The 13,041-nt window shown below is 47.1% G+C and carries 15 protein-coding genes and 2 tRNA genes; 13 read left to right on the forward strand and 4 right to left on the reverse strand.

The window, feature by feature from the left end; genetic code table 11:
* The first annotated feature begins 32 nt into the window (after window positions 1-32).
* The 3 genes from recG to rsmD are packed head-to-tail and all read left to right on the forward strand — an operon-like array spanning window position 33 to window position 3,424.
* Window positions 33-2,066 carry an ATP-dependent DNA helicase RecG gene (recG, locus tag VLG36_02680; GenBank protein ID HSW77679.1) on the forward strand — a complete coding sequence of 678 codons (2,034 nt, stop codon included), beginning with the start codon at window positions 33-35 and terminating at the stop codon, window positions 2,064-2,066.
* A 4-nt stretch (window positions 2,067-2,070) separates the two neighbouring features.
* Window positions 2,071-2,874, forward strand: coding sequence for a hypothetical protein (locus tag VLG36_02685; GenBank protein HSW77680.1), 804 nt, complete (start codon window positions 2,071-2,073; stop codon window positions 2,872-2,874).
* Between the two features lies 1 nt (window position 2,875).
* Entirely contained in the window at window positions 2,876-3,424 is a 549-nt protein-coding gene (gene rsmD, locus VLG36_02690) for a 16S rRNA (guanine(966)-N(2))-methyltransferase RsmD (GenBank protein ID HSW77681.1), read from the forward strand.
* A gap of 162 nt (window positions 3,425-3,586) precedes the next feature.
* Here rsmD and VLG36_02695 read toward each other — a convergent pair.
* Window positions 3,587-3,671 (reverse strand) — tRNA-Leu (locus VLG36_02695).
* Between the two features lie 113 nt (window positions 3,672-3,784).
* Here VLG36_02695 and VLG36_02700 point away from each other — a divergent pair.
* Together VLG36_02700 and VLG36_02705 are read left to right on the forward strand one after the other, a co-directional pair.
* On the forward strand, window positions 3,785-5,419 hold the full coding sequence (locus VLG36_02700) for an FAD-binding oxidoreductase (protein HSW77682.1): 1,635 nt from the start codon (window positions 3,785-3,787) through the stop codon (window positions 5,417-5,419).
* A 46-nt stretch (window positions 5,420-5,465) separates the two neighbouring features.
* Window positions 5,466-5,552: transfer RNA gene (locus VLG36_02705), tRNA-Leu, on the forward strand.
* A 120-nt stretch (window positions 5,553-5,672) separates the two neighbouring features.
* Here the strand turns inward: VLG36_02705 and VLG36_02710 are convergent.
* Window positions 5,673-6,038, reverse strand: coding sequence for a VOC family protein (locus VLG36_02710; GenBank protein HSW77683.1), 366 nt, complete (start codon window positions 6,036-6,038; stop codon window positions 5,673-5,675).
* A 145-nt stretch (window positions 6,039-6,183) separates the two neighbouring features.
* On the opposite strand from VLG36_02710, the gene VLG36_02715 reads away from it, so the two are divergent.
* Complete coding sequence (locus VLG36_02715) at window positions 6,184-6,636, forward strand: MarR family winged helix-turn-helix transcriptional regulator (GenBank protein ID HSW77684.1); 453 nt, start codon at window positions 6,184-6,186, stop codon at window positions 6,634-6,636.
* A gap of 443 nt (window positions 6,637-7,079) precedes the next feature.
* Here VLG36_02715 and VLG36_02720 read toward each other — a convergent pair whose 3' ends face one another.
* Window positions 7,080-7,631 carry a hypothetical protein gene (locus VLG36_02720; GenBank protein ID HSW77685.1) on the reverse strand — a complete coding sequence of 184 codons (552 nt, stop codon included), beginning with the start codon at window positions 7,629-7,631 and terminating at the stop codon, window positions 7,080-7,082.
* Window positions 7,632-7,948: 317 nt separating this feature from the next.
* Window positions 7,949-8,113, reverse strand: a complete 165-nt coding sequence (locus tag VLG36_02725; GenBank protein HSW77686.1) for a hypothetical protein — start codon at window positions 8,111-8,113, stop codon at window positions 7,949-7,951.
* 367 nt (window positions 8,114-8,480) lie between these two features.
* Between VLG36_02725 and VLG36_02730 the strand changes: the two genes are divergently transcribed.
* The 7 genes from VLG36_02730 (at window position 8,481) to VLG36_02760 (ending at window position 13,012) form a co-directional block, all read left to right on the forward strand.
* Window positions 8,481-9,080 carry a TrmH family RNA methyltransferase gene (locus VLG36_02730; GenBank protein HSW77687.1) on the forward strand — a complete coding sequence of 200 codons (600 nt, stop codon included), beginning with the start codon at window positions 8,481-8,483 and terminating at the stop codon, window positions 9,078-9,080.
* Window positions 9,081-9,121: 41 nt separating this feature from the next.
* Window positions 9,122-9,715 carry a hypothetical protein gene (locus tag VLG36_02735; GenBank protein HSW77688.1) on the forward strand — a complete coding sequence of 198 codons (594 nt, stop codon included), beginning with the start codon at window positions 9,122-9,124 and terminating at the stop codon, window positions 9,713-9,715.
* Window positions 9,716-9,880: 165 nt separating this feature from the next.
* Window positions 9,881-10,003: a hypothetical protein gene (locus VLG36_02740; GenBank protein ID HSW77689.1), complete on the forward strand. Its 123-nt coding sequence runs from the start codon at window positions 9,881-9,883 to the stop codon at window positions 10,001-10,003.
* On the forward strand, window positions 9,975-10,580 hold the full coding sequence (locus tag VLG36_02745; GenBank protein ID HSW77690.1) for a hypothetical protein: 606 nt from the start codon (window positions 9,975-9,977) through the stop codon (window positions 10,578-10,580). Before VLG36_02740 ends, VLG36_02745 begins: the two co-directional genes overlap by 29 nt.
* Entirely contained in the window at window positions 10,577-11,203 is a 627-nt protein-coding gene (locus VLG36_02750; protein HSW77691.1) for a TIGR00725 family protein, read from the forward strand. The genes VLG36_02745 and VLG36_02750 overlap by 4 nt, the downstream gene beginning before the upstream one ends.
* Entirely contained in the window at window positions 11,175-12,512 is a 1,338-nt protein-coding gene (hisS, locus tag VLG36_02755) for a histidine--tRNA ligase (protein HSW77692.1), read from the forward strand. The genes VLG36_02750 and hisS overlap by 29 nt, the downstream gene beginning before the upstream one ends.
* A gap of 83 nt (window positions 12,513-12,595) precedes the next feature.
* Window positions 12,596-13,012, forward strand: a complete 417-nt coding sequence (locus tag VLG36_02760) for a hypothetical protein (GenBank protein ID HSW77693.1) — start codon at window positions 12,596-12,598, stop codon at window positions 13,010-13,012.
* The last annotated feature ends 29 nt before the right edge of the window (window positions 13,013-13,041 follow it).

The following is a 13,041-nucleotide window of genomic DNA, read 5'->3' on the forward strand; positions in this document are numbered from 1 at the left end:
GGCAGAGGTATAACTGATATACTAGAAAACAGATGAATCTGCAGACATCGCTGGAAAAGGTTAAAGGAGTCGGCACTAAGACTGCCGAACAATTTAGTGTGGCCGGAATCGAGACGGTTAGTGATCTCGTAAGTTTTCTACCAAGAAAACATGAAGATTTTACTGAAGTTTCCAAGATCGCCGATATTCACCCGGGCAAGGCAACGATAAGGGCGCGCTGTGAAAAAGTTACCACACGGCCTGTTCGTCGCGGTTTGCGCATAACGACGGCTGTTCTTGTGGATGACACGGGTAAGCTGCAGGCGGTATGGTTTAATCAGCCATATCGCGAAGCACAGCTTAAAACAGGTGAGGAGTTCTTTTTCTCGGGTGAATTCGAGTTTAACTACAACAAATATCAACTTACCAATCCAAGTGCTGAAAAAGTAGGTGATATAGCACCCGTCCAGACGGAACGACTGCTTCCTGTGTATCGGGTTGTAAAGGGATTAAAAGGCCAAGTTGTTCGTAAGATACTCAACGAATTGCGACCACTCATGTCGATGCTTCCAGAAACGCTACCTGCGAGCGTGGTGCAGTCCGAAAAGCTTGTCCCGCGTTCGGCTGCGATTTTAGAGATGCACTTCCCGAAAGATCAGAAAGAGATCGCTGAGGCTCGGGAGCGTCTGGCGTTTGAAGAACTATTCCAGTTACTGCTTGCAAGTCAGCTCAATCGTCAGGAAAATGCCAAACTTATTGGTTGGCATATCCCGTTTGACCAACATGTGGTGGCCGAATTTGTAAAGCAGCTACCCTTCGAGCTTACCGGTGCGCAACGTCGAGCCGCCTGGGATATTATTCAAGATTTTGAACGTAAAACGCCGATGAACCGTTTACTGCAAGGTGACGTAGGTTCTGGTAAGACTGTCGTTGCGGGTCTTGCTGCTCGGCAAGCAGCACATGCGGGATTCCAATCTGCTCTTATGGCGCCAACTGAGATCTTGGCTAATCAACATGCTGAAACATTAGCAAGGTTGTTAATGCCGTTTGGGGTATCGGTAGGCCTTTTAACAGGTAGTGTAAAGGGTGTGTCGCGCAAGACGTTGTACGAGCAGATTGCTGCAGGCACAGTAGATGTAGTCGTCGGAACGCATGCGCTTATTCAGAGTCCGGTTAAGTTTCATAAACTTGGATTTGTGGTCATTGACGAACAACATCGTTTTGGAGTTAAGCAGCGTCAGGAGCTATTAGATAAGTCAGTTCATATGCCGCATCTTTTGGCTATGACTGCGACGCCCATTCCGCGTAGTTTAGCGCTGACGGTTTACGGTGAACTTGACGTGAGCATCTTAAATGAACTGCCCAAGGGTAGAAAACCAATCAAAACTAAGATCTGGTCGCCGAATAGTCGTGAGCAGCTGTATCAACTGGTGGATACGGAGCTCTCCGCTGGACGCCAGGCGTATGTCATCTGCAGTTTGATAGATGAAAACCCGGATAACGAAATCAAAAGTGTTGAGACTGAATATAAAAAACTTCAAAACTCTATTTTTAAACACCGTAGAATTGGTCTACTGCATGGCAAGATGAAAAGCGATGAAAAAGATGCAGTCATGACCAAGTTCGCCATCGGTGAGTACGACATTCTAGTAAGCACGACAGTTGTTGAAGTTGGTGTGGATGTACCAAATTCAACAGTTATGGTGATCGAAAATGCCGATAGGTTTGGTTTGAGCCAGCTTCACCAGCTACGTGGTCGCGTGGGACGTTCGAGCCACCAAAGCTACTGCTACTTAGTTATGTCAGATAGCAGTAAACCGAGCCAGCGATTAAAGGAGATTGAAAAATCTAGCGATGGTTTTTATTTGGCTGAAGTTGATCTAAAACTCAGGGGTCCTGGTGAAATTTATGGGCGCGCACAACATGGTGCGCTTAACCTGCAGATCGCCACATTGTCTGATACAAAACTAATCGCTAGGGCGCAGCGGCAAGCCAAGTCGTTCGTCGAAAGAGGCGAGGATCTGCTACAATATAAACAATTGGCCGCTGAAGTAGAACATTATCAGCGGTTAACCACGTTAAATTAGTTATATGTATTCTGGAACGACATTTCGAACAAAATCCGGTCGTGTGATGGGTGTCCATCAGAAGATTGATCGTGTTGCACGACGACTGATTACTCCTAAGCTTGCGAAACAATTAGGTTTTCCTACTGCACACGAAATTCTCCACTTCGAGGGTCTCAATGGCCCTGATGGTATCAAGCGCAAAAGTCCCGCTAAAGACGAGCCGTGGCACTATATCGATCCTACTAACTCCGATGATAGAGCGATTGTAGACATGATTAATGATCATATTATGAACATGTCGATCGCCCTAAAGAACAAAAACCGTGAGCGAGCGGCATTCGAGGCTGCATGGCTTGCTCATGCTATTGTAGATGGTCTCACACCAGCGCATCACTATCCACTAGAGGAGAAGCTTGAAGAGCTACGAGGAGAAGGCCTTGAAACCCGTCTCACGACTAAAGATAAGCTATTACTGCCAGGTAAAAACCGTCGCATACAACTCCGTAATAACTGGGAGTTTTGGGGCGCAAAAGGGGTAATGACGACGCATCTTAGTTTTGAACTTGGGATCGCAACTTCGATTGCACCTTTGCGTTTCGAGGGTACAGAACCAAGCTATGAAGAGTATGCCCGCATGGAGCGGGAGTCTTTCGAGGTGTACTTTTTCGAGGTTCTTCAGGAAGTCAGCGAAATGAAAATGTATGAAGAATTCGCTCGAGGTGGTTGGACGCGACTATTGGCGCGTGAGACACGAGATGTCCTCGTTCCTCATATCATCCGTGCGGTAATGTTGGCCTGGTACCAGGCAATGATAAGGGCGGAGTGAAATGAATATTCGTCTCATCAGCGGCGAGTTCGGCGGTCGTAAAATAGAAGCACCTGATACAAAACAAACGCACCCTATGAGCGAACGTGTTCGCAATGCTATGTTTAACAGTCTTGGTGTGGAGCGACTTGCTGGTGCTGAAGTACTAGATGCTTTTGCTGGGACGGGTTCAATCGGTCTTGAAGCCCTTAGTCGAGGTGCACATCATGTCACGTTTATTGAGCGAGATAGAATTGCTCAAAAAGTGCTTGCAAAAAATATTATAGCGCTTAGTGTTGAAATGCGAACGACTCTTATCCGTACGACAGTTAATAATTGGCTTGAAACACAAGCAGAAAATCCGTATGACATTATTTTTGCCGATCCCCCTTATGCCGATCCGCAGTTTTCCACAGTCTCGCGGTTGATGGGGCTATTAAAACCGGGTGGTTTTATGGTATTATCACATCCAGGTAGGGGTGAGGGACTTACCAAAACTGGAGTTGTTGTGGTGGATAACCGTAGTTATGGAAATGCATACCTCACCTTCTACCGCCGTGAAGACGCTTAAATGCGTTTTTTATTTTGTTAATTTGTTTACATAAAAAAGCAGCCCCAAGATTTCTCTTGGGGTGCGATCATAACGTAGGACAGTTATATGATAAGTATATCAGTCTTTTAAGATAAATGCAAACCAAATGAAAAAGCAGACCAGCCGATCTGCTTTTTCATTTGGTGCGCGAGAAAGGACTTGAACCTTCACGCCCGAGGGCACTAGCTCCTAAGGCTAGCGTGTCTACCAATTCCACCACTCGCGCATTTGTTTTATTACTATAGCAGATATTATTTGATAGATAAAGCTGAAAAATAAACGAGCTTATGCTATCATGAAGAAAATGACAACGAGGGTGACAAAGGAATAAGGGGTCGTATGAGTAAAGTTGCTACGTATCTGCAGGAACATATCTTAGGTGAGGTCACGACCAACTCAGCTATCTTGGCGGCAATGAGCCATGACCTAAGCGTATTGGAGATGACGCCAGAGATGGTGGTATATCCTCGTGTCACGAACGATATTCGCAAGATTGCTCGTTTTTCATGGCAGCTTGCTGAGAAAGGTCATGTACTTGGTCTTACGACTCGTGGCGGTGGAACGGACGAAACCGGCGGCGCAATTGGTAAAGGTATAACAGTAGTTACACCAGCGCATCTTAACCGGATATTTGAGTTTGATGTCAAGCAAAAGCTCATCCGTCTTCAACCAGGTGTTATGTCCGCCACACTCAATGAGGCACTTGCAATGCAAGGTATGTTTGTTCCAGCGCTACCTGATTCCGGTGCGTACAGTACGGTCGGTGGCGCTATAGCTAAAAATAATAATGGTACACTGGCCGGTAAGTACGGCGATATGAACGACTGGGTTTCACAGCTTGAAGTAGTGCTTGCAAATGGTGATGTGCTACAAACTGAGCGACTTTCAAAGCGCGATCTTAATAAAAAGAAAGGTCAGCAAAACTTTGAGGGTGAGATTTATCGGAGCCTCGATAACCTCATAGAAGATAATAAACAGCTCATTGAACAGCAGCTTGGTTCGATGGTCCGCGACAATGCGGGATACTCGACACTCTCTAAAGTAAAGCACCATGATGGCTCGTTCGATTTGACGCCACTTCTTATTGGGAGCCAGGGGACGCTTGGTATTATCTCTGAAATGATAATGAAAACAGAGTTTAAGAGTGCTAATATGGCGGCTGCGGTTATAGGGTTCGTGAGTGGTGAGGCGGCACGTGATGCACTCGACCAAGTAATTGATGGCATGGAACCGACCTTTGTTGAATTCTATGACGGTGATTTCTTTACGGTAGCTGCCGCTCGTGGTAAAACCTATAGCTTTATTAAAAATGCTGGCGATAAAACGGGTGCGATAGTAGTTGTTGGGTTTGACGATTTTAGTGACCATGTACGTACTAAAAAGTTGAAGCGCCTTATTAAGCAGTTAAGCAAAACTGATGCCTATGTTGAGGCGGCCGATGACGAGACTGTAGTGGAACTATTGGCGATCCGTGAAGTTACAGCATTTGTAGTTACGCCAGGTGAAAAAGCAGTTTCAGCGCCACCTATTGTAGATGGGGCGTATGTACCACGTGAACGTACCGAAGAATTTATGGCTGCGGTTAAAGTTATGGCTACTAAGTACGATGTTGTTATGCCAATTCATGCGCGTGTCCTCGACAATACGTTTTATGCGCGTCCACTTTTGCAGTTACATAAGATCGGTGACAAGCAAAAAATCTTTAAACTCTTAGATGAATATGCGGGTCTTGTGGCGCATCTTGGCGGTCATCTCATTGGTAACGGTGCCGAAGGTCGGGTAAAAGCGTTGTTTGCTTATAAGCAACTCGACCCTGAGGTTATTGCATTGTTCGAGGCCGTTCGGGCAATCTTCGATCCACACGGTATTCTTAACCCGGGCGTTAAGCAATCGACGGAGATTCGTCAACTTGTATCGCACCTTCGAAGCGGTTACGACACGGCAGCTATTGCATCGTTTGTACCGTTTAACTAATAGAGCTTGAATTATCTGCAGCGGACGGGTATCATAGCAAAAGCATGCGCGAGTGGCGGAATTGGTAGACGCGCTAGCTTCAGGTGCTAGTGTCTTTCGAGACGTGGAGGTTCAAGTCCTCTTTCGCGCACCAAGAATACGATATCAAGATCAGAAAAGCACCCCTGTAAATGGGGTGCTTTAGTTTAGCTGGCTATTTAAGGATGAGAAAGTTCGGTAGGGTTACTAAGGATTCATCGTCATTTTGCCGTAATCATTTACTGCTTAACACTATTAGGTTACCTTCGCTATCCCGGAATTCAGCTACAGTGCATCCGGGCTTATAAGGAGCTTCCTGGGGCTCGGTGACGATCTCCACACTTCGCGATTTCAGGGTTTTAGCAGTCATTTCCACATCATCATCCACGAGTACAAGGACAGGGCCCTCCGATGGTTTGTCATCTTTGCGCTTGAGGAAATGCAACGTTGTTTCTGAACCTTTGAATGCAAGCTCTATCCATCGCCAATCGTCCATACCCATCGTAGTTTCGGCGGCAATTTCGCAATCGAAGTTATCTATATAAAACTTTTTAGCCCGCTCCTGATTGAGTACTGGCAACTCGGCAAACTGTATGTGCATGACTAACGCCTCCGACTCTTGTTTATTAAAATGACTTTACCATCAGAGCTTAACAAATCGACAGCGTGCTGTCAAGTTACTAGAACATTGTGGGTTTCACTGTTATTTGACAGGATGTTGTCATACTATTAATCTTATTAAAGAGATGATTACGATCAATACGCCTCAAGATCCACTAAGTAGGCTTGCTATAGCTATATTCCATGCGCATGGCCTACTTCTCCGTAACGGAGACCGGTTAACAAAAGAGCTTGGACAAAGCAGCGCTAGATGGCAGATACTCGGAAGTATTAGTCAGGAATCACAGACGGTTGCGAGTATTGCGAAGAGAATCGGACATGCTCGTCAGAGCGTCCAACGAATCGCCGACGTTTTGGTTAAGGATAACTTAGCAACGTATGCAATAAATCCAGCACATAAAAGGGCGCGCTTGCTTGTGTTAACGCCGCAAGGTGTTTTGGTACTTAATGACATCTATACCCAAAATGCGGCCTGGACAAAACGTATGCTGACTAAACTGGATGAACAACAAGTTGCCGAACTCGCCTATCAGCTTGAACTAGCTACAGCGATTTTAGAGAAAGATGAACAGCATTAAAAGAGGACAGTAGTGATCATTAACAAAACATTCACGGCAACAATCGGAAATGGTTAACGGGTTGAATTGTATCATGTGTCGGAATCGGTATCTTTTTTCGGTTCAGCGCGTTCAGTGAAGGTTAAAGGCACTATAAACGATGTTGTTTTCCAGACCGCCTTCACGCTTTGGGGTGATGGAAAGCAGTTCTCGCCCATGAGTACACTAACACTTTTGAGTTCAGCTAAAGTTCTATAATTGTCCTTTATGCTGCACCAAAGTAAAATGACCAGCGCAAGCTGGTCATTTTACTTTGGTGCGTTAATCTCCCTACAGACGGACTAGAACGACCGTCGCGACTCGCAAAGTGATTTTTATAGAAATAATAACTGTTTTAACGCATAAGACAAGATGATGGCTTTGCGCTCGCATGACCAGAAGTGGCCATGCGAGCGCCGTGAAGCCTAGAACTCGATGACCATAGGCATGATCCGGGCGGCCAGCAGCGTAAAGGCTGCGGAGTCGACCGGGCGCCCAACGTTGCCGTCGAACAACATGCCGCCGACCGGTGATGAGCTGCTATTGCGCAGTTCGTCGATCGTCCGACGGTGGTAGACCGACGCGGTCACGCTACCAGTGTGGACATTGATGTTCTCCAGAGTGGGAGTCGGCACCGCTTGCTCCCATCTGGGCTGGACGGCGATCGAGTTACCGTCCAGAGTGACCTTGTAGGCCGACACCGAAGCATGGTCTCCGAAGACCGAGCGCCATCTGATGAGGAGCTGGATGGCCAGCTCGGTCTCACTCAGGATGGCAACGCGGAGTCGCGAGTGTGTCTCGACCCGACGATGTGGCTGGACCACCATCTGGTCCGGAACACTCACGTCGAGGATGAAGTCTTCGCCGTGAGTTCCTGCTCCGATGATGGTGTCGGCACGATCGGCACCGCCACGTCGAACCTTCGTCTGAAGGGCGCGGAACGCATCTGGTGCGGTAAGCGCTGGAGTGATTGACACGGCTGTCTCCTTTGTCCAAATCGAATCGCCTTGTCTTATGCGGTACGAGACCGCAAGTGCGAGCGGTCTCGTGCATATACTAATACCACTTTATGTAAGTTTTAGCAACACAGAGCCTTGATGGGTGCGGATATTTATTTCTTTTTGTGAACTACTTGCTGTTTCGCTCTGCACTAAAGTAAAACCCCGGAAATAACTCCAGGGGTTTTACTTTTTTGGTTAAATAAATCTGTAAGGCGGCGGCCCACTGGTCGGACGAGGAGCAGTGGGCCCTAAGCAGATACGCTGCATCGGCTGAGTTATAGGCGGAGCTTGCCTTATTGCTTGGGACGAAGTGCTGCGAGGCGTCGGTCTTCTGCTGTTGGTTCACCCTTGCAGCCTAGAGGTTCTGGTCGGTTGGGACTGTGTGCACGTGACCAGATGACGCCGCACTTTCCGCGGACACAATACTTGTACGGATTGCCGTCTACGTCTGTGTCCATTTTCCAGGAGTGTGGAGGCCTAGGATCTTTCGGAGCGGTGATGCTCATGGCCTACCGTCCTTGTTAGTCCTGTCCGCTGCAGCCGACTGGCTCTGAGCGATCATGCATGGGAGACCAGATGATGCCGCAATTCTTTCGCCGGCACGTCTTGTACGTATCCCCATCGGCATCCTTTTGGCCAGAGTCCCACTTGTGCTTACGTCGTGAATCTGTCATCGTTTCGGATTCCTTTCAAGAACCCTAGCAATTTTGTTCTTTACCTCATTGTAAAGAACAGTGAAATCATAGGATACTTATTTATAAAAAACAATAGCACCATACTTTGAGGATGACCACCTATTCCAAGATGAGTTACAATAGTGTCACTATGAATGAAGCAAACATTGGCGTTGGCCCATATCCTCAGCCTTGGCCAGATGACCCACGACTTGATCCCGAACTACTGATAAACGGTGACAAGCGTAATGTGGAAGATAAGTATCGCTATTGGACAGTAGAGGCTATTAAAGCTGATTTAAAGGCTAGTCGTCACACATTTCATGTCGCAATAGAAAATTGGCAGCACGATTTAAATATCGGTACGATTGTTCGTGGTGCGAATGCTTTTAATGCTGGTGCAGTGCATATTATTGGCAAACGTCATTGGAACAGGCGTGGTGCGATGGTGACGGATAGGTATATCGAGATTATCCAGCATCCAACTGTTGACGATTTCATAAAGAATATCGGTACACGTCAGATTGTAGCCGTTGATAACCTTCCTGGTGCAATACCCCTATCACAAACAACTTTGCCAAAAGAGTGTGTATTAGTTTTTGGTGGAGAAGGTCCAGGTTTGAGTGAAGAGATGCAGAAAGTGGCAAATATTATGGTGATGATTGAACAGTTTGGCAGTACGCGTTCAGTTAATGTAGGCGTAGCGGCAGGAATTGTGATGTACGAGTGGCTTAGAGAGTATGCTTTATAAGAGTGCTTGGCAAAGTGTCGAGTGCATGTCATACTTACGGTATGAGCGAACGGCGACTACAACCGGTGACGCGCGTACGGGGTGAGCTACAGCCCTCTCCGGCGGTCGTTCGCGCGGTAAATCGCTTTCTTGAAAAACCAATGGATGAACGTTCCGCGAGGATGTATACGACAGCGCAGACAGTCGTAACCCAGGGCGAACATCGCACACGTCACGCACTTGAGCTTGCTGATATTGAACGAGAAATGCGAAAGCGATCACTTGCGCAGCGTGCGTTTGTTCTAGCGCAGCCACTTGGACTGCAAGAGCATCAAGACGGCAGTGGCCGTCTGTTTTTTAATGTTGCATCTAAAAACACACGCGATCTTCGGTGGGTCGGCGAACAGTTGAACGCTATTGAAGGACTTGAAGAACCAGACGAAAACGATTTACTCTATGTCGAGATTGCCAAGGGCGGCCTAGCTCACGAGCGCAGACGGCGTCGAGAGCAGGTGATGGAGGGACGTGATTTGATAGGGGCGGAGTTGCGGCATCCCTCCGCACAATATCGTATGACGGCAATCGGACTACATATCGTCACGAGAGATATGATGTATTCCGTTGCTGAACGCGAAGGTTTGCCACTTGCAGAATAAATGATATAATTATTACATGAACTACATTGCTATCCATCATTCATTCCATCATTCACATATATTGCCGAAGTGATCCGGATAGTTTTCTATAACCCTTATTTATATAAATACGCCGGATATCGCTTCGGCGTTTTTATGTTGTGAAAAATAACCAAGGAGAATTAAATGAATAAACTTGAAATTACAAATAAAAGAACTAAACGCGAACTGAACGATATGCTTGATAATCGTGAGTCTGTAGATCTTCGACTACCTTCGGGTGCTCTGTGCTGGCTTCATCGACCGTAATTTTGAAGAAGTAGCTGAAGAGGCCGAGGCACTTGACGAACGCATTGTACCCATAGCACTTCAAAAACTTGCGCTCACGACGCTATCTCTATGTGAAAAGCGCAAGCAACTCATTTCAGTCGGCAATAGCGCAGGAGATATTACACAATTCTGGCCCCGCAGCTTGGCTATTACGGAGTTACGAATGCGTACGGTCGATGACAATCGAGTAAGAGAGCTTCGCCGACTCGAAGCCGGGGATACAACTGTAGCAAACGGACCTTTCTGCTTTGTTGATGATGTGGCGGTAAGTGGCCTGACGCTTGCCGTAGCGCGCGAAGCTTTCGATGCTGACGACACATCAATAGCAGCTGTGGGTATGGCTATGGCCTCAAAGCGTCTTGAAAAACGAGCTGGCATGAAAGTGTACAGCGCTATTCAGTATCAGCAGGAGGGAGGAGGGCGTCCCGCCGTCAATACTCTGGCTACCCTCGCGGAACGCTCGGATATACGGCGTCAGTATGCGGTTGCAAAGTTTGGTAATGAGAAAGCCATGGAGAGCATTATAAAAACCTACGAACGAGGAGTTCTTTTATGAAAAAACTACAGATTGCCGTTATTGGATCGGCCGGACCTGAGGAATATGCCTATGATAAACCAATTAAAGCTATGTACGCTGCTGCCGAAACGATAGGTCGACTCCTAGCGCAGAAAGAATGCATTATCGTTAATGGCGGTAAGGACGGTGTTATGGAGGCGGTTTGTCGAGGCGCTAAAAGTGCAGGTGGTCTCACTGTTGCCGAAATATCTGGTGATGGTCGCGGAGAGGGTAATGACTATGTTGATATAGAGATCGTAACTACTGATAGCGGTTTTCGTGGTCCATCTCTGCTTGTTGGTATGAGTGACGCGGTTATTTCTCTAGGCGGTGGTGCGGGAACACTTCAAGAGTTGTCAGTAGCTTATCGTATGCGCAAACCGATAGTTCTCTATACGGGCTTTGGCGGTTGGACTGACCGTGTTGCAAAACTTGACTATCTCGATGAGCGTCAACTTGTGCAATTTGTTCAAGTAAATACCGAAGAATTAGCAGTCATTAAGGCCATCCAATTGGCAAAAAAGGAGAAAAATAATGTCGGCAGAAAACCGCTCAACCTTGCTTTCCGAGGAAAAAAATGCAACAATAACCCCAATGAGTACGTTGTCATCACAGCCATATAAAGGCACCCGAGATTTCTATCCTGCTGAAAAGCGTGTGCAAAATTATATCTTTTCCAACTGGAAACAAATTGCGATAAGTTTTGGGTATGAAGAGTACGGTGCACCGCTTTTGGAGCCGCTTGAAGTCTATGCGGCTAAATCAGGCCAAGAGCTAGCCAATGAACAAACCTATGCTTTTTCTGACCGTGGAGAGCGAACGGTTGCTATTCGTCCAGAAATGACACCAAGTATTAGCCGTATGGTTGCTGCTCGTCGTCAAGAGATGGCGTATCCAGCTCGCTTGTTTAGCATTGCCAATTTTATGCGCTATGAACGCCCTCAGCGTGGTCGTGAGCGCGAGTTTTGGCAACTGAATGTCGATATCTTTGGCGTGGATGGTGCTTTGCCTGAGGCGGAGATCATTACAATGGGTGCAACTTTTATGAAACGTTTTGGCGCGACTGATGATATGTTTATCATCAAGATTAATAACCGCAAGGTTATTAACTATATGATGAGTGAATATCTTGGTCTTGATGCGGTTCAGTCGCAGCTTATGATTAAACTATTTGACCGAAAAAATAAAATCTCAAACGAAGATTTCCGTGATCAAGCGATCGAAATCTTTGGAGATGATAAAGCTCCTGAGGGTCTTTCTAAGATCGCCAAGCTACTTAGCGCTAAGGCAATGGCGGAGCTGCCGGATAGCATTCGTGAAAACGAAGCTGTTAAAGAAGTTCAACAACTTTTTAAACTTCTAGAGCGCTCAGGCGTTAAGAATGCGACGTTTGATATTACTCTTATGCGTGGCCTCGACTATTATACTGGTACGGTATTTGAGTTTTTTGATACTGACCCCGAAAATAATCGTTCACTCTTTGGTGGAGGCCGTTACGATGGTTTAGTCGGTTTATTTGGTGCTGAACCTATCTCGGCTGTTGGCATGGCGCCGGGCTACACGATGACTGAACTATTCTTGCAAACACACAATTTGTTGCCTAAGCTACCTTCAACGACTGAGGTCTATATGGTTGTCCTGGGTGATGCGCTCGAAGGCGGAATGAAGCTTGCTGACGAACTGCGAAGCGAGGGTGTGATGGTTGAAGTGGATATTACTGGTCGCAAACTCGACAAGCAACTTAAGACAGCGGTTAAAAAAGAGATTCCATTCATTGTATTCGTAGGTGAAAAAGAATTGCAATCAGAGATTTACCCGTTTAAGGATACTGCTTCAAGTGAAGAGCAAAAGTTTGCGTTTGAGCGTATCGTGAGCAGCGTTAAGGATCGTCGTCGCAAATCGCAAGATGATCTTTCAGATCTTTTTGAGTAGAACGTAGCCGATACTAGTCGATGTGTGTTATAGTTTTTCTCTAGTGGCACTTCTGCCACCCCCGACAACAGATGGAGCGTTTCATGGGGATTAGTATCGTGTCTGGTGTTAACTGGACGGTTGAAGGTGGTATGTTCACCATCTTCGATCAGAAGGGGTTTGTCAGAGAGAGCAAGTGGGTTGTATCCGTCGACTTTCTCGGCGGTGCACTGTCGTCGATCAACCCGTCGCCGATCAAGCGAGACGTCGAGGGAGTCATCGCTGGCGACATCCGTGATGGCAACGGTGACAAGATCGCCTATGTCGGTGTGGGTCCGTTCCAGGGACTGCTACTGGCTCTGGAGGGTGTCATCACCCTGCAGATGCTGCGTGCTTCGACTGAGACGCCCGACCGCATCATCATGGACGCCAATCTCGGTGGCGTCGAGCGCAAACTTGTCGTTCTGAAGGAGACCGCCTATACCTGGGCGACCTTCGACGGAAACGACGAGGTCGTCTGAAGTACGGGGCTCCGCGGCCTATCAGGTCG

Source organism: Candidatus Chromulinivoraceae bacterium, from assembly GCA_035478595.1.
Taxonomy (GTDB): Bacteria; Patescibacteriota; Saccharimonadia; order Saccharimonadales; family Saccharimonadaceae; genus CAMLKC01.

What these genes read in the sequence shown, in the direction of transcription:
- recG (HSW77679.1), top strand. Translation starts at nt 33, where the DNA reads ATGAATCTGCAGACATCGCTGGAAAAGGTTAAAGGAGTCGGCACTAAG.
- VLG36_02685 (HSW77680.1), top strand. Translation starts at nt 2,071, where the DNA reads ATGTATTCTGGAACGACATTTCGAACAAAATCCGGTCGTGTGATGGGT.
- rsmD (HSW77681.1), top strand. Translation starts at nt 2,876, where the DNA reads ATGAATATTCGTCTCATCAGCGGCGAGTTCGGCGGTCGTAAAATAGAA.
- VLG36_02700 (HSW77682.1), top strand. Translation starts at nt 3,785, where the DNA reads ATGAGTAAAGTTGCTACGTATCTGCAGGAACATATCTTAGGTGAGGTC.
- VLG36_02710 (HSW77683.1), bottom strand. Translation starts at nt 6,038, where the DNA reads ATGCACATACAGTTTGCCGAGTTGCCAGTACTCAATCAGGAGCGGGCT.
- VLG36_02715 (HSW77684.1), top strand. Translation starts at nt 6,184, where the DNA reads ATGATTACGATCAATACGCCTCAAGATCCACTAAGTAGGCTTGCTATA.
- VLG36_02725 (HSW77686.1), bottom strand. Translation starts at nt 8,113, where the DNA reads ATGGACACAGACGTAGACGGCAATCCGTACAAGTATTGTGTCCGCGGA.
- VLG36_02730 (HSW77687.1), top strand. Translation starts at nt 8,481, where the DNA reads ATGAATGAAGCAAACATTGGCGTTGGCCCATATCCTCAGCCTTGGCCA.
- VLG36_02735 (HSW77688.1), top strand. Translation starts at nt 9,122, where the DNA reads ATGAGCGAACGGCGACTACAACCGGTGACGCGCGTACGGGGTGAGCTA.
- VLG36_02740 (HSW77689.1), top strand. Translation starts at nt 9,881, where the DNA reads ATGAATAAACTTGAAATTACAAATAAAAGAACTAAACGCGAACTGAAC.
- VLG36_02750 (HSW77691.1), top strand. Translation starts at nt 10,577, where the DNA reads ATGAAAAAACTACAGATTGCCGTTATTGGATCGGCCGGACCTGAGGAA.
- hisS (HSW77692.1), top strand. Translation starts at nt 11,175, where the DNA reads ATGAGTACGTTGTCATCACAGCCATATAAAGGCACCCGAGATTTCTAT.
- VLG36_02760 (HSW77693.1), top strand. Translation starts at nt 12,596, where the DNA reads ATGGGGATTAGTATCGTGTCTGGTGTTAACTGGACGGTTGAAGGTGGT.